The organism is Afifella sp. JA880 (genome assembly GCF_025379905.1).
Taxonomy (GTDB): domain Bacteria; phylum Pseudomonadota; class Alphaproteobacteria; order Rhizobiales; family Afifellaceae; genus Afifella; species Afifella aestuarii.
Genome location: NZ_JAOANH010000001.1, coordinates 1541821 through 1558988 on the forward strand (window position 1 = coordinate 1541821; position 17168 = coordinate 1558988).

19 protein-coding genes are annotated in these 17168 nt (G+C 64.1%); 8 read left to right on the top strand and 11 right to left on the bottom strand.

The window, feature by feature from the left end:
- Positions 1-58: 58 nt before the first annotated feature.
- Both NYQ83_RS07280 and NYQ83_RS07285 read left to right on the top strand, forming a co-directional pair.
- The gene (locus NYQ83_RS07280) at positions 59-679 is read left to right on the top strand and encodes a hypothetical protein (RefSeq protein WP_261213624.1); all 621 of its coding nucleotides are present in this window, start codon (positions 59-61) and stop codon (positions 677-679) included.
- Positions 676-1368 carry an SDR family oxidoreductase gene (locus NYQ83_RS07285; RefSeq protein ID WP_261213625.1) on the top strand — a complete coding sequence of 231 codons (693 nt, stop codon included), beginning with the start codon at positions 676-678 and terminating at the stop codon, positions 1366-1368. Before NYQ83_RS07280 ends, NYQ83_RS07285 begins: the two co-directional genes overlap by 4 nt.
- Here NYQ83_RS07285 and NYQ83_RS07290 read toward each other — a convergent pair.
- The gene (locus NYQ83_RS07290; protein WP_261213628.1) at positions 1342-1740 is read right to left on the bottom strand and encodes a DUF427 domain-containing protein; all 399 of its coding nucleotides are present in this window, start codon (positions 1738-1740) and stop codon (positions 1342-1344) included. The two genes, NYQ83_RS07285 and NYQ83_RS07290, sit on opposite strands and share 27 nt — an antisense overlap.
- Positions 1741-1901: 161 nt before the next feature.
- Positions 1902-2501 (bottom strand): NAD(P)H:quinone oxidoreductase, encoded by a 600-nt coding sequence (gene wrbA, locus NYQ83_RS07295; protein WP_261213629.1) that lies wholly within the window; start codon positions 2499-2501, stop codon positions 1902-1904.
- Positions 2502-2806: 305 nt separating this feature from the next.
- Here wrbA and groES point away from each other — a divergent pair, with 305 nt between their 5' ends.
- Positions 2807-3118, top strand: a complete 312-nt coding sequence (gene groES / locus NYQ83_RS07300) for a co-chaperone GroES (protein ID WP_092809112.1) — start codon at positions 2807-2809, stop codon at positions 3116-3118.
- Positions 3119-3171: 53 nt separating this feature from the next.
- Positions 3172-4818, top strand: coding sequence for a chaperonin GroEL (groL, locus tag NYQ83_RS07305; protein ID WP_261213630.1), 1647 nt, complete (start codon positions 3172-3174; stop codon positions 4816-4818).
- Between the two features lie 120 nt (positions 4819-4938).
- On the opposite strand, the gene NYQ83_RS07310 is transcribed toward groL, so the two are convergent.
- The 5 genes from NYQ83_RS07310 to NYQ83_RS07330 form a co-directional block, all read right to left on the bottom strand.
- Positions 4939-5313: a hypothetical protein gene (locus NYQ83_RS07310; protein ID WP_261213631.1), complete on the bottom strand. Its 375-nt coding sequence runs from the start codon at positions 5311-5313 to the stop codon at positions 4939-4941.
- Between the two features lie 69 nt (positions 5314-5382).
- Positions 5383-6132, bottom strand: coding sequence for an ATP phosphoribosyltransferase (gene hisG, locus NYQ83_RS07315; protein WP_261213632.1), 750 nt, complete (start codon positions 6130-6132; stop codon positions 5383-5385).
- Positions 6129-7244 (bottom strand): ATP phosphoribosyltransferase regulatory subunit, encoded by a 1116-nt coding sequence (locus NYQ83_RS07320; protein ID WP_261213633.1) that lies wholly within the window; start codon positions 7242-7244, stop codon positions 6129-6131. The genes hisG and NYQ83_RS07320 overlap by 4 nt, the downstream gene beginning before the upstream one ends.
- A gap of 73 nt (positions 7245-7317) precedes the next feature.
- Positions 7318-8865 (bottom strand): histidine--tRNA ligase, encoded by a 1548-nt coding sequence (hisS, locus tag NYQ83_RS07325; RefSeq protein WP_261213983.1) that lies wholly within the window; start codon positions 8863-8865, stop codon positions 7318-7320.
- 155 nt (positions 8866-9020) lie between these two features.
- On the bottom strand, positions 9021-9686 hold the full coding sequence (locus NYQ83_RS07330) for a DNA-3-methyladenine glycosylase I (protein WP_261213635.1): 666 nt from the start codon (positions 9684-9686) through the stop codon (positions 9021-9023).
- 230 nt (positions 9687-9916) lie between these two features.
- Between NYQ83_RS07330 and NYQ83_RS07335 the strand changes: the two genes are divergently transcribed.
- From NYQ83_RS07335 to NYQ83_RS07345, 3 genes are all read left to right on the top strand, one after another.
- Entirely contained in the window at positions 9917-10945 is a 1029-nt protein-coding gene (locus NYQ83_RS07335) for a L,D-transpeptidase (RefSeq protein ID WP_261213637.1), read from the top strand.
- Between the two features lie 208 nt (positions 10946-11153).
- The gene (locus NYQ83_RS07340; RefSeq protein WP_261213640.1) at positions 11154-11771 is read left to right on the top strand and encodes a L,D-transpeptidase; all 618 of its coding nucleotides are present in this window, start codon (positions 11154-11156) and stop codon (positions 11769-11771) included.
- Positions 11772-11915: 144 nt separating this feature from the next.
- The gene (locus NYQ83_RS07345; protein WP_128292319.1) at positions 11916-12545 is read left to right on the top strand and encodes a L,D-transpeptidase; all 630 of its coding nucleotides are present in this window, start codon (positions 11916-11918) and stop codon (positions 12543-12545) included.
- A gap of 145 nt (positions 12546-12690) precedes the next feature.
- On the opposite strand, the gene NYQ83_RS07350 is transcribed toward NYQ83_RS07345, so the two are convergent.
- The gene (locus tag NYQ83_RS07350) at positions 12691-13740 is read right to left on the bottom strand and encodes an AI-2E family transporter (protein ID WP_261213643.1); all 1050 of its coding nucleotides are present in this window, start codon (positions 13738-13740) and stop codon (positions 12691-12693) included.
- Between the two features lie 160 nt (positions 13741-13900).
- Between NYQ83_RS07350 and NYQ83_RS07355 the strand changes: the two genes are divergently transcribed.
- Entirely contained in the window at positions 13901-14308 is a 408-nt protein-coding gene (locus tag NYQ83_RS07355) for a helix-turn-helix domain-containing protein (protein ID WP_128292317.1), read from the top strand.
- Between the two features lie 7 nt (positions 14309-14315).
- On the opposite strand, the gene NYQ83_RS07360 is transcribed toward NYQ83_RS07355, so the two are convergent.
- From NYQ83_RS07360 to NYQ83_RS07370, 3 genes are all read right to left on the bottom strand, one after another.
- The gene (locus NYQ83_RS07360) at positions 14316-15113 is read right to left on the bottom strand and encodes an SDR family NAD(P)-dependent oxidoreductase (RefSeq protein WP_261213646.1); all 798 of its coding nucleotides are present in this window, start codon (positions 15111-15113) and stop codon (positions 14316-14318) included.
- A gap of 129 nt (positions 15114-15242) precedes the next feature.
- A complete protein-coding gene (locus tag NYQ83_RS07365) occupies positions 15243-15770 on the bottom strand; it encodes a hypothetical protein (protein ID WP_261213647.1) in 528 nt (175 codons plus the stop codon).
- 22 nt (positions 15771-15792) lie between these two features.
- Positions 15793-17166 (bottom strand): heterodisulfide reductase-related iron-sulfur binding cluster, encoded by a 1374-nt coding sequence (locus tag NYQ83_RS07370; protein WP_261213649.1) that lies wholly within the window; start codon positions 17164-17166, stop codon positions 15793-15795.
- Positions 17167-17168: the final 2 nt, after the last annotated feature.

The following is a 17168-nucleotide window of genomic DNA, read 5'->3' on the forward strand; positions in this document are numbered from 1 at the left end:
CCCTTGCCCCTTCAGAGCCCCTCTGCGAATCTCAGCCTCGCAGAGAAAAGGGGGCGTCATGTCTTGGAGAGAGCTCCGTCACAGTGCGGGCTTGATGCTGCTGGTCACGGCCGTTGTCACCGGCTCGGCCCAGAATGCGGCGCTGGCGCAGGATCCGCGCCTCACCGCTCTCGGCGAGAAAGCCGCCGCAGCGCTTGAAAAGGGCGAGACGGTTGCCGCGCTTGATCTGCTCGAGGAGGCCTCAGACATCGTCTGGCGCGAGGGCCCGCTCGCCTTCCGCAAGGCGCTTGCGGTGAGCTCTGCCGAAGGCTTCGGCGATTATGTGCCCCGTCCCGACGACCGCTACCGGCCCGGCGAGACGATGCGCGTCTATGCCGAACCGGTTGCCTTCAGCTACGTGCCGCAGGACGGCGCGTATCGGGTGGCGCTCGATGTCGATCTCACGATCAGCAATCTGACGGGACAGGTGATCGCCGAAGGCTCGAAGGTGTTTGCGGTCAAAACTACCGTGAAGGCGCCGAAGCGCGACTTCAACGTCGTTCTGTCCTGCCCCGTCCCTACGCTGCAGCCCGGCAACTATCGGGCCGAGTTCACGTTTCACGACACGGAGAAGGCCAAGACGGCGGGGTTTTCTATCCCGCTCGAAATCATCGAAACCGACCAGGAGACCCCGCAATGACACCGAAAACAGCGCTCATCGTCGGTGCAGGGCCTGGATTGTCGGCGGCGGTCGCGCGCCGTCTTGCCGAACGCGGCACCAGGATCGCCCTCGCCTCGCGCTCGATGGCGAGCCATGAGGATCTCGCGAAGGAGCTCGACGCACGCGCCTATCGCTGCGACGTCGCCGAGGAAGACCAGGTGGCGGACCTCTTTCAGGCGGTCGAGCGGGATCTCGCGGCGCCCGATTTCGTGCTCTTCAATCCGAGCTATCGCAGCAAGGGGCCGCTCGTCGAGCTCAGGCCTCAGGACGTCGAGACCTCTCTCAAGGTAACGGCTTATGGCGCCTTTCTCGTCGCGCAGCAGGCGGCGAAGCGGATGATCGAGGCCGGTGGCGGCGCCATTTTCTTCACCGGCGCTTCGGCCAGCGTCAAGGGCTTCGCCCAATCGGCGCCCTTCACCATGGGCAAATTTGCCCTCCGAGGCCTTGCGCAATCCATCGCCCGCGAATTGCAGCCGCAGAACATTCATGTGGCGCATTTCATCATCGACGGCGCCATCCGCACGCCGGGCCGCAGCGAACCTGCGGACAAACCGCAATCGCTCCTCGATCCGGATGCGATCGCCCGCGCCTATCTCGGCGTCCTCGACCAGGAACGCTCCGCATGGAGCTTCGAGGTGGAGCTACGGCCCTGGCTTGAGAGCTTCTGAATCCGGCTCTCCCGCCGAGGATTCGCTCAGCTCGATTTCGACCTTCTTGGGATCGAAAGCGAGATAATGCGCAATGCGTGAGATGGCAGGATAGGCATTCTCGTAAGACCAGGCGATATCCGGCACGACCATTTTTTCCGTCATGAGCGAGTAATAGCTCGCAGTACCCTTATACGGACAAGTCGTGAGTCTTTCCGAACGCTGCATATGGGTCATGCGGACATTGTGGCGCGGAATATAGATGGCGTCCGGTCGGCCCGCCTCAGACGCGACAACTGCCCGGGACGAGCGCGCCAGCAGCAGATCACCGAGGCGAACCCTCACGAGGCCAGAATAGATCGTGAAGACGATCGGATGCTCTTTTTGCGGCATCGGTGTTCCCCCGAGCCGGCTCGTAATCCGTTCAACCGTACAAATTCAAGTAGAATCTTATTCAATTCTGTTTTGATCGAGAAAAATGGCAGGCGATGCACCGTTCACCGCCCGCCAAGAGTCGTGAGTTTAGAGTTAGTCCAGAAGCTGAACTCAGGACATTACGCGGAAAGCTTGGTTGCGATCTCGGCCACGTGACGGCCCTGGAAGCGCGCACCTTCCAGCTCGTTGGCGCTCGGCTGACGCGAACCGTCCGCATCGGACAAGGTCGAGGCACCGTAGGGCGAACCGCCGGTGATCTCGTCCATCTTCGTCAGGCCCTGGAACGAATAAGGCAGGCCGACGATGACGAAGCCCTGGTGCAGCAGCATCACCTGCGTGGAGGTGATGGTCGTCTCCTGGCCGCCATGCTGGGTGCCGGTGGAGGTGAAGACGGCGCCGACCTTGCCAACGAGCGCACCCGACGCCCACAAGGCGCCAGTCTGGTCCCAGAAGTTTTTCATCTGCGAGCACATGACACCGTAACGCGTCGGCGTACCGACGATGACCGCGTCGTAGTCTGTGAGTTCGCCGGGTTCGGCGACCGGATATGGCTGGTCCAGCAGATAACCGGACTTTTCCGCGATCTCCTGCGGCACGAGCTCCGGCACACGCTTGACGGTCACGTCGGCGCCGGCGCTCGTGGCGCCTTCGGCGACCGCCTCGGCCATCTGCATCACGTGGCCCCAGCTCGAATAATAAAGCACGAGAATCTTCGCCATATCTCAATCTCCGTTTGGCAATTGCACGGTAGGCCCCTAACTAGGGGGCGACGCTCCTTCCGCCAGACGCGATTTCTGGCCCGCATAGCGCCTCTGCGTCACGCGCGATCTGGCCCACATCCGCACCGGATGCCCGCCGGATTTGAGGCGAAAACTTTCGCGCTTCGATGCGTTCTCGCCAGTTGACAAGGCTGAGACCAGCACCTATCTCCCGCTCGCTTAGCACTCACACCTAGAGAGTGCTAACAACAGCAAATCCCCTCATTGGGCGCAGCGCGCCCGCATAAAGGACGCGAGGAAGAAACATGAAGTTCCGCCCTCTGCATGACCGTGTTGTGGTCCGCCGGCTTGAGTCTGAAGAAAAGACCAAGGGTGGCATCATCATTCCGGACACCGCCAAGGAGAAGCCGCAGGAAGGCGAAGTCATCGCCGTCGGCCCTGGCGCGCGTGACGATAACGGCCAGGTGCAGGCCCTCGACGTGAAGGTCGGCGACCGGATCCTGTTCGGCAAGTGGTCCGGCACGGAAGTCAAAATCGATGGCGAAGATCTCCTCATCATGAAGGAGTCCGACATCATGGGCGTCATCGACAGCGAGAGTGTGGCGCAGGCGGCCTAATCGCCGATCGCGCTTTCTAATTTCCCGCAATTCAACAAACAGAGGTTCGCAATATGGCAGCCAAGGACGTGAAATTCTCCGCCGATGCGCGTGAGAAAATGCTGCGTGGCGTCGATATTCTCGCCAACGCCGTGCGCGTAACGCTCGGCCCGAAGGGCCGCAATGTGGTGATCGAGAAGTCGTTCGGCGCTCCGCGCATCACCAAGGACGGCGTTACCGTCGCCAAGGAAATCGAGCTTGACGACAAGTTCGAGAACATGGGCGCGCAGATGGTGCGCGAAGTCGCTTCGAAGACGAACGACATCGCCGGTGACGGCACCACGACCGCGACCGTTCTCGCCCAGTCCATCGTCAAGGAAGGCGCCAAGTCGGTTGCCGCCGGCATGAACCCGATGGACCTGAAGCGCGGCATCGACATGGCCGTCGCCGCGGTCATCAAGGATCTCGAGAGCCGCTCCAAGACGATCGACACGTCTGCGGAAGTCGCGCAGGTCGGCACGATCTCGGCCAATGGCGACAAGGAAGTCGGCCAGATGATCGCCGAGGCGATGCAGAAGGTCGGCAACGAGGGCGTCATCACGGTCGAAGAGGCGAAGAGCCTCGAGACCGAGCTCGAAGTCGTCGAAGGCATGCAGTTCGACCGCGGCTATCTCTCGCCGTACTTCATCACCAACCCCGAGAAGATGGTCACCGAGCTTGAGGATCCGTACATCCTCCTGCACGAGAAGAAGCTCTCGAACCTGCAGGCAATGCTGCCGGTCCTCGAGGCCGTGGTTCAGTCTTCCCGTCCGCTCCTGATCATCGCTGAAGACGTCGAAGGCGAGGCCCTTGCCACGCTCGTCGTCAACAAGCTGCGCGGCGGCCTCAAGGTCGCGGCCGTCAAGGCGCCTGGCTTCGGCGATCGCCGCAAGGCCATGCTGCAGGACATCGCGACGCTCACGGGCGGCACGGTCATCTCTGAAGATCTCGGCATCAAGCTTGAGAACATCACCCTCAACGAGCTCGGCACCGCCAAGAAGGTGACGATCACGAAGGAAGAGACCACGATCGTCGACGGTGCTGGCGACAAGGCCAACATCGAAGCTCGCGTTTCCCAGATCAAGGCGCAGATCGAAGAGACCACCTCCGATTACGACCGCGAGAAGCTGCAGGAACGCCTGGCGAAGCTCGCCGGCGGTGTTGCGGTCATCCGCGTCGGCGGTGCGACCGAGACCGAGGTGAAGGAGAAGAAGGACCGCGTCGACGACGCCCTCAACGCCACCCGTGCGGCGGTTGAAGAAGGCATCGTTCCGGGCGGCGGCGTCGCTCTCCTGCACGCCAAGCAGGCCGTCACCGGCCTCAGCTCCGACAATCCGGACGTCCAGGCCGGCATCAAGATCATCCTCAAGGCGCTTGAGGCTCCGATCCGCCAGATTGCCTCGAACGCCGGTGTCGATGCTTCCGTGGTCGTTGGCCGCATTCTCGACAAGGGTGAGGCCGATTGGGGCTTCGATGCCCAGATGGAAGAGTACAAGAACCTCGTCCAGGCCGGCATCATCGACCCGACCAAGGTCGTTCGCACCGCTCTCCAGGACGCGGCGTCGATCGGCGGCCTTCTGGTCACCACCGAGGCCATGATCGCCGAGCTTCCGAAGAAGGAAGGCGCTGCTCCGGCCATGCCGGGCGGCGGTATGGGCGGCATGGGCGGCATGGACTTCTAAGGTCCACGACCCTCGCTTTTCGGAAAGGGCGGCTTCGGCCGCCCTTTCTTTTTGCCTGAAACAAAGCCGTCGTTTCGCACTTGGCCTTGCAGCGGAAGGCCGCTCGCCAAAAACGTCGGCTCAAAGCCCCGGGCGCAAGCTCACGTCTGAGGGAAGCGGATTGCCCGCCGGCTCCGGAATCCGCTCACGCGGCGCGACCGCTGGCGCAATCCGGCGTTCCTCCGCGTCGCCCGAGCGGAGAGGCGTGGTGACGACTGCGCGAGGCACGGAGACAGAGATGTCGCCATTCGGCCGGGGCCTCTCGGACGCCCCTGGAAAGCTCGCGGTCGCCGCATCGATCTTGCGAAACGTTTCCACAGCGTCGGATTTGAACAGCACGTAGAGGCCGGAGATCAGACCGAGGGAACAGGCGATGGCAATCGCGCCCATCACCTTGCCTTGCAGCGCGACGGCACGTGTGCGCCGGTCGTCGGCGTCTTCGGCCTTGGCAGCCATGATCGCGGGCCCGCCCGGTCATTGAGAGTGAAACCGGACGAACTCTAAAGAAGACGCCTTCCCAAAGGGTTACCGGCTTCCGGCGGCCTCGTCGACCTCGGCGGCAGGATTGCGGTCAAGCTCTTGCGCAACGGCATCGACCAGTTTCTCGGCCACATGGCGTGTCGCATCCGACCATGGCGCCCGGCGCGACATGACGAGGCACGCCTCGGAGCGCAGGATGACGCCGTCGTCCAAGATCTTCAGGTGGTTCGCCTTCAAGGTCGATCCGGTCGAGGTGATGTCGACGATGACATCCGCCATGCCGCCGGCGGGCGCGCCTTCGGTGGCCCCGAGGCTTTCAACGATCCGGTAGAGCGCAATGCCGTGGCTTTCCAGAAAGCGCTGCGTCAGGTTCCAGTATTTGGTGGCGATACGCAGACGCCTTCCATGGCGCTGCAGGAAGCCCGCCGCCACATCGTCGAGATCTTCCATCGTGGCGACGTCGATCCACAATTCCGGCACGGCGATGACGACATCAGCATGGCCGAAGCCGAGCGGCAGAATGCGGCCGATCTTCTCCTGCCAGGCCGGCACCGTCTCCTGAATGAGATCGAGCCCGGTGACGCCGACATGGACGCGGCCGAGGCCGAGCTCGCGCGAAATCTCCGATGCCGACAGAAAGGCGATCTCGATTTCCGGACAGCCTTCGACCTCGCCACGGTAACGCCGCGCCCCGCCGATGCGCGCGACCTTGTAGCCGGCCGCCGCCAGACGTCGCTCCGTCTCTTCCATCAGCCGGCCCTTGGAGGGGATCGCCAGAGTGATGGTCTCGCTCACGACACACCTCCGAGCCCACTGCCGAGCGCGCCAGCGAAGGTTCTCGCCTCGCCGAGATCGATGGTAAATCCCGCGGCCGGGATCGGCCGGTCGGCGCCGAGCATTTCCAGAAGCCGGTCGTAGCGTCCGCCGCCGGCGGCCGTGCGTCCCGTGGCGGCGTCGCGGATCTCGAAGACGAGGCCGGTGTAATAATCGAGCGCGCGGCCGAAGCCTGCTTCGAAGACGACTTCGAGGCCCGAGCTGCGGCGCTCGAGCTTTTGCATGCGCCGTTCGAGACGTGCCCCCGGCTCTTTAAGATCGATGCCGAAACGTCGGCCGAATTCGGCGAGACGCTCGGGCAAGTCCTGCGGCGTGGCCTCGATCGCCAGGAACGCCTTCAGGACCGCCACTTTTTCTGGCGCGATCTCCGTCTCGTAGAGGGCGCGCTGTTCCAGAAAGCGCGCGGCGATCTCTTCCGGCGCCCGGCTCGCATAGGCCTGATAGCCCTGCGCCTCGAAGCGCTCGGCAAGAAGCGTCGTCAACGCCTCCTGGTCCTGATCGCCGGCAGCCTTCTCCAGGTCCGGTTCGAGCCTTGAAGGCACACTCGCCGAAGCCGTCTCTTCGAAACGCGCAATCAGCACCTCGATGCGGCGGTCGGCACCGAAGGCGCGGCGGAAACGCTGGCGCCAGGCCTGCGGCAATTCGAGGGCGGCGAGAAGTGCGGTGAAGAGGCCGATATCGCCAATCCTGAGGCGCATCCCGGCAAGGCCCGTGCGCCTGACCCCTTCGACGGCAAGGGCCAGGAGCTCGGCGTCGACATTGGCGCGCTCCGCCTCGCCGATCACCTCGAACCCGGTCTCGGCGCGTTCCGCCGAACCGCGGTCGTGGCGGCGGAAGACGACGCCTTCATAGAAATAGCGCCCCGCCTCAACGCCGGAGCGCAGATGATGCAGGCAGACGGGGATGGTAAAATCCGGACGCAGAGCCAGGCGCTCTCCGCTCGGCCCTTCCGTCACGAACATGCGCCGGCGAATGTCCTCGCCCGCCGTCTCCAGAAACGGATCGGCGGCATGCAGCACCGGCAGGTCGAGCAGACGCCCGCCCGCCCCCTCGAAGAGCGGCCGCAAGCTCATAGGGAGACACTCATAAGGAGAGGCTCATCGGCTGAAACTCCCCGCGCCTTTCCCTGCCGGCGTCACCCCCATCTCAGGCCTCGCCGCGCTGCCGCTTCAGGAGCGCCTTCACCTCTTCGACGAGGTTGGTGCGTGCCACGTCGAACTGGCCCGGCCGCTCTTCCTTGTATTCCTCGTGGCTTGCGATCGCCGAAGCCTGCCGCTTGCCCTCCAGAAGATCCTTCACCTGCAGGCGGCCGCTGTCGAATTCATCGGAGCCGGCGATGATGGCGCAAGGTGCGTTGCGGCGGTCGGCGTATTTGAGCTGCGCCTTCATGCCGGAGCCGCCGAGATACATTTCGACCGGGACCGGCCGCTCGGCAGGGCCGAGACCGGCGTTGAGGCCGGCGCGAAGCTCCGCCGTGATCGCCTGATAATCGGCGAGACGCGACTTATCCATGACCGTGACGACGACCGGTCCGGTCTCGTCCTCGGAGCCGAGCTTCCCAAGATTCTTCAAGGCCGCGGCGAGGCGCGACACACCGATCGAAAAACCGGTCGAGGGCACGTCCTCGCCGCGGAAGCGGCCGACGAGCCCGTCATAGCGTCCGCCACCACCGACGGAGCCGAAGACGACCTTTTCGCCTTTTTCATTCGGCACCTCGAAGGTGAGCTGCGCCTCGAAGACCGGGCCAGTGTAATATTCCAGGCCGCGGACGATCGAAGGATCGATTTCGATCCGGTCGGTCGGATAGCCTGCGGCTTCGACCAGATCGGCAATTTCGGCGAGTTCTCCGACGCCTTCCGCATAGACGGGCGTTTCGGCAAATGTCGAGGTTCTCAGCTTCTCGATCACCGGCGCGTTGCTCGTTCCTGAGCGCTCGTTCGAGCCGATAAGATTAAACAGCGACAGGACCGCTTCGGCCCCCTCCTTCGAGAGACCAGCGCCCTTCGTAAAATCGCCGCTCTCGTCCTCGCGGCCTTCGCCTAGAAGCTCGCGCACGCCTTCGATGCCGAGGCGGTCGAGCTTGTCGATCGCCCGCAACACGGTCAGCCGACGGCCGGCATTCTCCTCGCCGCCGAGGCCGATCGCCTCCATGACGCCGTCGAGAACTTTGCGGTTGTTGACCTTGATGACATAGTCGCCGCGTTTGATCCCGAGCGCTTCCATCACATCGGCGGCCATCATGCAGATTTCCGCATCCGCCGCGACGGAGGGCGCGCCCACCGTATCGGCGTCGAACTGCATGAACTGCCGGAACCGGCCCGGCCCCGGCTTTTCGTTGCGGAACACCCAGCCGGCGCGATAGCTGCGATAGGGTTTCGGCAGCCGCTCGTAATTCTCCGCCACGTAGCGGGCGAGCGGCGCCGTCAGATCGTAGCGCAGCGACAGCCAGGCCTCGTCGTCGTCCTGCAGCGAGAACACACCTTCGTTCGGCCGGTCCTGATCGGGCAGGAATTTGCCGAGCGCTTCGGTGTATTCGAAAAAAGGTGTCTCGACCGGCTCGAAGCCATAGCGTTCATAGACGCGCTTGATCGCGGCGAGCATCTCTTCGGTCGCGCGGATATCGCCGGCCTCGCGGTCGATAAAGCCGCGCGGCAGGCGCGCGGGGAGCCTGTTCTTCTTGTCCTTGGAGGCCATTTCAGATCGTTTCGCTTGGGTTTTCGGCATCAGAGCCGGGCTTCTCCTAGCCGAAGCAGGATGGAGCGGCAACCGGGCGGGCAGCGTCGGCTCGACACGGGGCGCCTAGGCTTTTCGGCTAAATGGGAAGACACCGTCCCTTTCGATTGGATGTCCTACGCCCCTTTCGGGAGCGGCCGCGTGAAAGCCCGGCGCGCCTCTTCCACCTCGTCGCGGCAGAAACAGCCTTCGATGTGATCGTTGACGAGGCCCATCGCCTGCATGAACGCATAAACGGTCGTCGGCCCGACAAACGACCAGCCGCGCTTCTTCAGCGTTTTGGAGAGAGCGGCCGATTCCTCCGTGTGGGCGAGTTTCACGAGCGTCGCATGGTCGAGGCGTTCGGGCCTTGCGTGCTCATGAGGTTCGAAACTCCAGAAGAACGACGCGAGAGAGCCCGTCTCTTCCACGATCTCGATCGCCCGTTTGGCATTGTTGATCGTGGAGACGATCTTGCCGCGATGGCGGATGATGCCGGCATCCTTGACAAGACGCTCGACCTCCGGCTCGCCGAAGCGCGCAACTTCGCGAAAATCGAACCCGGCGAAGGCGGCACGGAAATTCTCGCGCTTCCGCAAGATCGTCAGCCACGAGAGGCCGGCCTGAAAGCCTTCCAGACAGATCTTTTCGAAAAGTCGGATATCGTCTTCGACAGGCCGGCCCCATTCGCGGTCGTGATAGGCGCGGTAGAGAGGATCGCCCGCGCACCAGAAACAGCGGCTCTGGCCGTCATCCTCGCGCACCAGGCCCTTCGTCTCGCCGGTCTCGTCACTTTCGCTCACAGGCCTTCGTCTCCTCGTCTCGCATGACTTATCATCGCTCCGCCGTCGTGTCGGCGCCCCACAGGCCATTCACGCTTCCTTAAGCCTCTTCGGCAACCCGAAATTCACTGCGATTTCGGGTTTCGGGGCGGCGTTTACCCGCATTTGTCAGCCTCGCACTAGCGTCGTCTGCATCTCTTAAAAACTGCCGCAATCTCAACCGACTGCGACGCTGGGTGACGAGGGTTTCTATGAAGCAGGTTCTTCTCACGCTTGCAGTGCTGAGCCTTGGCGCGCTCACACCTCAGGCGACGATGGCCGGGTCGGGCGGCAAACCGTCCGTGCCGCTCAAAGCCGAATTGCAGCAGGAATGGCTGTCGCAATTGGCGGCCGGACCAGCCCAGGGAGCTGCTGCGCGCCCGATCATGCTCGCCGATTCCCGCCGCCCTCAGGTCGTCGTCGAAAAGCGCGGTCTTCTCCAGGTTCTCTTCGATCCGCAACCGCGGGCGCAGTACTACGCGCAGCCGCAGCGCCAGCTTTATGCGCAGCCGCAGCGCCGCCTCTATGCCGGGCCACAGGCGCCGCAGCCTCAGCCGCGCGCGGTCTATCGTTCGCGCAATCAACCGGCCCGCTTTATCGCGCCGCCCCCGACGCAACGGCAGATGCCGTCGCGCGCCAATCCCGCAGGCTATCCGACGCCCGTCTATCTGCGCCAGGAGCCGCGCGCCGTCGCGCGCCCCGCGCCGCGTCAGATGCGCCCCGTCACCCCGGTGAATGCACCACGTGTCGCCCCTGCAGCGCCGCAGGTTGCGGCCCGTCCGGCCGCACGTTCGATCGACCCCGCCTATCTTCCGACGATCGTCGATTACGACACGAGCCAGGCACCCGGCACGATCGTCATCGATACCAACAATCGCTACCTCTATCTCGTCCAGGCGGGCGGCAAGGCGAAACGCTATGGCGTCGGCGTCGGCCGGCCGGGCTTCCAATGGGCCGGCACCCACAAGGTGACGCGCAAGGCGGAATGGCCCTCCTGGTATCCGCCTGAAGAGATGAAAGCGCGCCAGCCGGGTCTGCCCGACCATATGGAAGGTGGCCCGGACAATCCGCTCGGCGCCCGTGCGCTTTATCTCGGCTCGACGCTTTACCGCATCCACGGGTCCAACCAGCCCTGGACGATCGGCCATGCCGTCTCCTCCGGCTGCATCCGCATGCGCAATGAGGACGTGATCGAGCTCTACAATCAGGTCGGCGTCGGCACCGAAGTCGTCGTGCTTTAACCGAGCGCACCCGGCCACTCGTCTCAAATCCCACAAGAGAGCTGTCTGCCGTGGTGCTCCGAGCCTGTCTCGGAGCACGCGGCAAGCGGCGTGTGACAATGGCAGATGCGCCACACCTCTGACCGCATGTGCGTTGCACCGCCATGCGCGACTTGTGGGCGCGTGACCGGCTTTCTAGAAAGTTTGCAAGGAGTAAGAGGTTGATCGCATGTTTCATCGTAGACTGATCCGCGCGGGCCTGCCGGCCATCGCCATTCTCGTCTTGGGACTTTTCGGCAGCGGCCAGGCGCTCACATTCTTCGATCCCGTGAGCGGCGGCTTCGTGGAAGTCGATCAGCGCTACTCGAAAAACCGCAAGCCGCCGGCGAAATATCATCGGCAGACGGTGCGCTTCTCCACGAGGGAGGCACCCGGCACGATCATCATCGATACCAACAAGCACTTTCTCTATTATGTCCTGTCGCACAATCGGGCCGTGCGCTACGGCATCGGCGTCGGACGCGAGGGCTTCGGCTGGGACGGCGAAGTGCATGTCGCGCGCAAGAGCGAGTGGCCACGCTGGTTTCCGCCGCAGGAAATGATCGCCCGCGAGCCGCGCCTGAAGAAATACGCCAACGGCATGCCTGGCGGTCCGAGCAATCCGCTCGGCGCCCGCGCGCTTTATCTCTTCGACGGCGGCCGCGACACGCTCTACCGCATCCACGGCACCAACGAGCCCTGGACGATCGGCCTCAACGTCTCGTCAGGCTGCATCCGTCTCGTCAACGACGACATCATCGACCTCTACAACCGCGTAAAGCCGGGGGCGAAAGTCATCGTCCTTTGACGTGTCCATCGGCGCAAAAGTGACGCATTCGCGTCACTTTTCGTCCGCATGGAACGATTCGAATGTGTCGCGCATTTATGTGCCGAAATGACGCAGCGGCGGGGAGCACCCCACCTTCCCCGCGCTGCGAAATCGGAGGCACTCATGCGCAACGTTCTTGCCCGAACCCTTGCTTCATCGGCCGCTCTGGCGGTGGTCCTCGCCACTCTCGCGCCAGTCACGGCTCAGGCGCAGACGCTGCGCTACTTCGATCCCGTGCAGCGGCAGCTCGTCACGATTCAGCCGCATCAAAGCCATCAGCGTGGGCCGGCGCCTGAGTATCGCCGCCACATTGTGGCCTATGACGGACCGGAAGCGCCGGGCACGATCATCATCGATTCCCAGAGCAAGTTTCTCTACTACACGCTGCCCAACGGCGAGGCGATCCGCTACGGCGTCGGCGTCGGGCGCGAAGGCTTCGGCTGGACCGGCGAGGTGCATGTCGGCGCCAAGGCCGACTGGCCGACCTGGACACCTCCCAAGGAGATGATCGAGCGCGAGCCGCGGCTCGTTGAATATTCCAGCGGCATGCCCGGCGGCCCGGACAACCCGCTCGGCGCCCGCGCCCTCTACCTCTACGACGGCAACAAGGACACGATGTACCGCATCCATGGCACCAACGAGCCGTGGACGATCGGGCACAATGTCTCCTCCGGCTGCATCCGCATGATGAACCATGACGTGATCGAGCTGCACTATCTCGCCAAGGTCGGCACCAAGGTTATCGTTCGCTAAGCGTTTACCCTCGAACGCTGCACCGAAACGCCCCGGCCCGCTTCCCGCGGACCGGGGCGTTTTTTTTGCCACCGTCAGACACGCTTTGGAACGGCAAACCGCGCGCAGGCAGGCGCGGCCCGATCGCCACTAAACGGGATCCCGGTCAATCATCCGCGAGCCGTTCTCCGCCTTCGAGCTCGTCCTTCACGTAAAGCTCGCGCACGAAGACGATGGAGACGGCCAAGAGAGGCACGGCGAGCGCCATCCCCAGCCCGCCCAGAACGGCGGCAAAGACAAGCTGCGTGGAAAGGGTCAGCGCCGGCGGCAGCGACGTTGTGCGCTGCTGCACCAGCGGCTGCGTGATATTGCTCTCGAGCCCCTGGATCAGGACGTAGGCGCCCACCCCCCAAAGGGCCATCGTCCCCGAAACCGACAGGCCGGCCAGGATGATCACCACACCTGCGATCGCTGGACCGAGCGTCGGAATGAAGGCAAGAAGCCCCGCCTGCAACGCCAGCAGGAACGCATAGGGCATGTCGATCAGCCACAGCACGATCCAGCTCGCCGAAAAGATGATCGTCATGCTGATCGCCTGGCCAGCCATCCACCAGCCGAGATTTTCCGCGGCTGCCTCGATCACCTCGCGAAGACGTTCGCGCCGCTTTACGGGAACGAGATGCAAAACCCCGTCGCGATAGGTCGTCGGCGACCAGGACAGGAAAATGCCGAGGAACACGACGATCAGCGCATTGGCGAGGCTGCCGAACATAAGGCTGACGACGCGTCCCACATCGCCCATCATCGCCTTCAGGTTCGGCGTCATCTCAGAGAGCTGAACGTCGCCGTTCGGCTTGATGAAGCTGAAACCGAGCTGCGAGAGCTGGTCGCCCCAATTGCGCATCAAACTGTCGGTCCGCGCCAGGAGATCGCTTGCCTGTGCCGCGAGCGTCGCTCCGCCCCAGCCGATCACCGCAAAGATCGCCCCGAACGCCGCCAGATAGATGAAAATCTTCGCAAGGCGCGTCGGCAACCGCGTCAGCCGGTGCAAGCCGTCGGAGGCAAAGCTCAAAGCCGCCGCCAGCACGAGACCGGCGAAGACCAGAAGAAGAGCCGACGTCGCCTTCCACAAAACGAAGAGAACCACGACACCAGCAAGGAAAATCGCGGTGCGGGAAACGATGCGGCCGGTGGATTCTTTGCCGTCTTCGTGCAATATGTTTTCTCCAAACGATGAGAGTGCGGGGCAAAACGCGAGCGCTGCCTTGCGACTACGCACCCGTTGCGATCGCAGGCCCCGTGTGATCGTTCGATCAGATGATCAATAGTGTGCCGCCCGGCATGCTCTACCGCGCCAGTCCCTGGGGGAATTAAGCATGGAAGCCGCAACGACAAGCAGCCCGACCGATTTTGATGCCGATGACGGCGACACGCTCGGCGGCCGCATCGTCCGCGCCCGTGACGCCATCGGCCTCTCCACCGCGCAGCTCGCCCGCCGTCTCGGCGTCAAAACCTCGACGCTGTCGCAGTGGGAAAACGATCGTGCCGAGCCGCGGGCGAACCGCCTCAACATGCTCGCCGGCATCCTCGGCGTCAGCCCGATGTGGCTTCTGATCGGCCGCGGCGTGGCGCCCGCCGACGAGGATCCGATGGCTCAGGAAGCGGCGATGCTGCGCACGGAGATTGCGCATCTCTCGAGCGAAGCTCTCCTCCTGTCGCGCCGCCTGTCGGAGGCCGCAGAGCGTCTTGGCCGCCTGCACGACAGCGCCAGCCGCAGCGAATAGCGCCCCCTTACGTCTGCACGGATTGCACCGAACCGCCGTCGACGCGCAGGTTCGAGCCGTTGATGAAGGAGCCGCGCTCGGAGGCAAGAAGTGCAATCGCCGCGGCAACCTCCGAAGCCTGCCCGCGCCGTTTCAAAGCGATCCCTGGCCGTTCCTCATCGAGGAAGCTCTGGATCGCCTCCTCGAACGAGACTCCGAGCTTCTCGGCGCGCTGCTTCATCATCCCATCCGTCATCGGCGTCTCGATGAAGGCGGGCGCCACGGTGTTGCAGAGGATGCCGTTCTTCGCTTCCCGATAGGAGATGTTCTTGACGAATGCGGAAAGCGCGGCCTTCGCGGCATTGTATGTGGCTTCTTCCCAATAGGGCTGCACGGCGTTTTCCGAGGTCACACAGATGAAGCGCCCCCATTTCGCTTCGCGCATGCCGGGCAACGTCGCCCGCGCCACGCGCACCGCCGACATGAAATCGATGTCCCAGGCCTCCCGGTAATCCTCATCGCTCATGTCGATGGGATCCCCCTTGGCCCCCGTCACGCCTGCGGCATGCACGACGATATCGATCCTGCCGAAGCGCTCGCGCCCGGCGGCGGCGACAGCATCCACGGCCTCCTGGTCGGTGACGTCGGCTGCCATGCACAGGGCGTCGGTCGGCAGGCGCTTCGCCTCCTCTTCGAGCTCGTCGATGCGAAGGTCGGAAAGAACGAGCTTTGCGCCCTCCTCCGCCAGGAGCCGCGCCGTTTCAAAGCCGATGCCGCCACTTGCGCCGGTGATCAGCGCGACACGATCTGAGATTTGAAGATCCATCAGGATGCTTGCTCCCTTCCGTCGAGTGTTCATGGAATTCACTCGGGGAACGGGCCCGGGCTTCCTTTGGTTTCGCGGCACATATCAGCCGGCAGAGGGATGCAGGGCTCACACGCGGCGACGCGGCGGCTAGGCCTCGTCGAGACAGCGGAAAAAGCGTGCCGTCTCACCGTCGGGACGCGTCAGGGTCAGCGCTCCCGTCTCATCGAGCTCCAGCCCGAATTCCTCGGAACTCTCCGCCCTCTCCGCTTCGCCGCAGGCCGCCGTCACGTCGAGACGATCCTCGGAAGGACTTCTAAGATCGAGGAACCGGCAGGAGCGGCCTCCATCCTTCAGGCCGCCCCGCTCGATGCGCAAAGGCACGTCGGCGCCGTCCTGCGCCTGACAGCTTTCGTCGGTCGGCGCCCAGCGGCCGGTCACCCGCATGAGCAGGCTCATCGCCCGCTCGGGATCGTTCGTCTCGCCGTGAGGCGAAGGCAGAGCTTCCGGCACGGCGTGTTCGGGACGCGTCGGCGCGGGCATGTCCTGGCCCGGCGTGCTCGGCTCAGCTTCAGTCGGCGCGCTCTGCCCATGGGCCGGCCCTGTCGGCAGAAGCGGCATAGCGAGCACGAGACCGAGAGCAAGAGTGGCGCCCGCGGCTTTTCGGTGGAACGTCATTGCGCCCTCCTTGCGACCGTCCTCAGGAGACGCGAAGCGGCCTTTCAGAAGACGAAGCGGCTTTGCTCCGCGTTGGTTCCAGCGCGTGCCCGGCAAAGGCTTCCGGCGGCGGGCCACCATGCGCCCAGTCGAGGAGTTCGACGGTATGGAGGACCGGAATCTCCATCGCCGAGCCGATCTGCGTGATGCAGCCGATATTGCCGGTCGCCACCACCTCCGGCGCAACGCTTTCGATATTCGCCGCCTTGCGGTCGCGCAGCCTCGCCGCGATCTCCGGCTCCAGAATGTTGTAGGTGCCGGCCGAGCCGCAGCAGAGATGGCCTTCGGGGATGCCCAGCACCTCAAATCCCGCCTCCGCCAGGAGCGTGCGCGGCTCCTTCACGACCTTCTGGCCATGCTGAAGCGAGCAGGCGGCGTGGTAGGCGACCTTGAGGCCGGTTCGGCGGCGGGGTGCGGGCAGATCGAGACGAGCGAGATATTCGCTGATGTCGAGGGCGAGCGCCGACACGCGCTCCGCCTTCTCGCGATAGGCGGGCTCCCCCTTCAAGAGATGCGCGTAATCCTTAATCGTCGTGCCGCAGCCCGAGGTCGTCACGAGGATGGCATCGAGCCCCTCACCATCGATCTCTTTCAGCCAGGCGTCGATATTGGCACGCGCCATCGGCAGGGCCTTTTCGTCCTGCCCCATATGGTGGACGAGGCCGCCGCAGCAGCCCTCGCCCTTCGGCAGCACGACTTCGATGCCGAGGCGGGTGAGAAGGCGGATTGTGGCGGCGTTGATGCCCGGATCGAGCACCGATTGCGCGCAGCCCGTCAAAAGCGCCACGCGGCCCTTTCTCGCGCCATGGGCCGGAAAGGAATGCCCCGTCTCCGATGCCTGGATTTTCGCCGGCAGCCGCTTGGGCGCCAGGCGCAGCATCATGGCAAGCCGGTCGAATGGCCGCCCCATGCGGGCGAGCAACGGCGCCAGGGGCCGGCCATAGCGAGCGGTGACGAGAGCTACCCGCATCCTCGCCGGATAGGGCATGACATGCGCCAGAACCGCCCGCAGCGCCCGGTCGTGCCAGGGCCTGCGATAGGTCTCTTCGATATGCCGCCGCCCCTGATCGAGGAGGTGCATGTAATCGACCCCGGACGGACAGGTCGTCATGCAGGAGAAGCAGGAGAGACAGCGATCGATATGGAGCGCGACCTCCGCCGTCGCCGGCTTCTCCGCCTCCAGCATATCCTTGATGAGATAGATGCGCCCGCGCGGACTATCGAGCTCGTTGCCGAGTTCGACATAGGTCGGGCAGGTGGCGAGGCAGAAGCCGCAATGCACGCATTTGCGCAGAATGGCATCGGCTTCCTCGATGCGCGGATCGGCGAGCTGCTGAAGGGTGAAGGAGGTTTGCAAGG

What these genes read in the sequence shown, in the direction of transcription:
- groES (WP_092809112.1), top strand. Translation starts at nt 2,807, where the DNA reads ATGAAGTTCCGCCCTCTGCATGACCGTGTTGTGGTCCGCCGGCTTGAG.
- NYQ83_RS07310 (WP_261213631.1), bottom strand. Translation starts at nt 5,313, where the DNA reads ATGGCTGCCAAGGCCGAAGACGCCGACGACCGGCGCACACGTGCCGTC.
- groL (WP_261213630.1), top strand. Translation starts at nt 3,172, where the DNA reads ATGGCAGCCAAGGACGTGAAATTCTCCGCCGATGCGCGTGAGAAAATG.
- NYQ83_RS07345 (WP_128292319.1), top strand. Translation starts at nt 11,916, where the DNA reads ATGCGCAACGTTCTTGCCCGAACCCTTGCTTCATCGGCCGCTCTGGCG.
- NYQ83_RS07355 (WP_128292317.1), top strand. Translation starts at nt 13,901, where the DNA reads ATGGAAGCCGCAACGACAAGCAGCCCGACCGATTTTGATGCCGATGAC.
- NYQ83_RS07360 (WP_261213646.1), bottom strand. Translation starts at nt 15,113, where the DNA reads ATGGATCTTCAAATCTCAGATCGTGTCGCGCTGATCACCGGCGCAAGT.
- NYQ83_RS07340 (WP_261213640.1), top strand. Translation starts at nt 11,154, where the DNA reads ATGTTTCATCGTAGACTGATCCGCGCGGGCCTGCCGGCCATCGCCATT.
- wrbA (WP_261213629.1), bottom strand. Translation starts at nt 2,501, where the DNA reads ATGGCGAAGATTCTCGTGCTTTATTATTCGAGCTGGGGCCACGTGATG.
- NYQ83_RS07365 (WP_261213647.1), bottom strand. Translation starts at nt 15,770, where the DNA reads ATGACGTTCCACCGAAAAGCCGCGGGCGCCACTCTTGCTCTCGGTCTC.
- NYQ83_RS07320 (WP_261213633.1), bottom strand. Translation starts at nt 7,244, where the DNA reads ATGAGCTTGCGGCCGCTCTTCGAGGGGGCGGGCGGGCGTCTGCTCGAC.
- hisS (WP_261213983.1), bottom strand. Translation starts at nt 8,865, where the DNA reads ATGGCCTCCAAGGACAAGAAGAACAGGCTCCCCGCGCGCCTGCCGCGC.
- NYQ83_RS07280 (WP_261213624.1), top strand. Translation starts at nt 59, where the DNA reads ATGTCTTGGAGAGAGCTCCGTCACAGTGCGGGCTTGATGCTGCTGGTC.
- NYQ83_RS07285 (WP_261213625.1), top strand. Translation starts at nt 676, where the DNA reads ATGACACCGAAAACAGCGCTCATCGTCGGTGCAGGGCCTGGATTGTCG.
- NYQ83_RS07290 (WP_261213628.1), bottom strand. Translation starts at nt 1,740, where the DNA reads ATGCCGCAAAAAGAGCATCCGATCGTCTTCACGATCTATTCTGGCCTC.
- NYQ83_RS07335 (WP_261213637.1), top strand. Translation starts at nt 9,917, where the DNA reads ATGAAGCAGGTTCTTCTCACGCTTGCAGTGCTGAGCCTTGGCGCGCTC.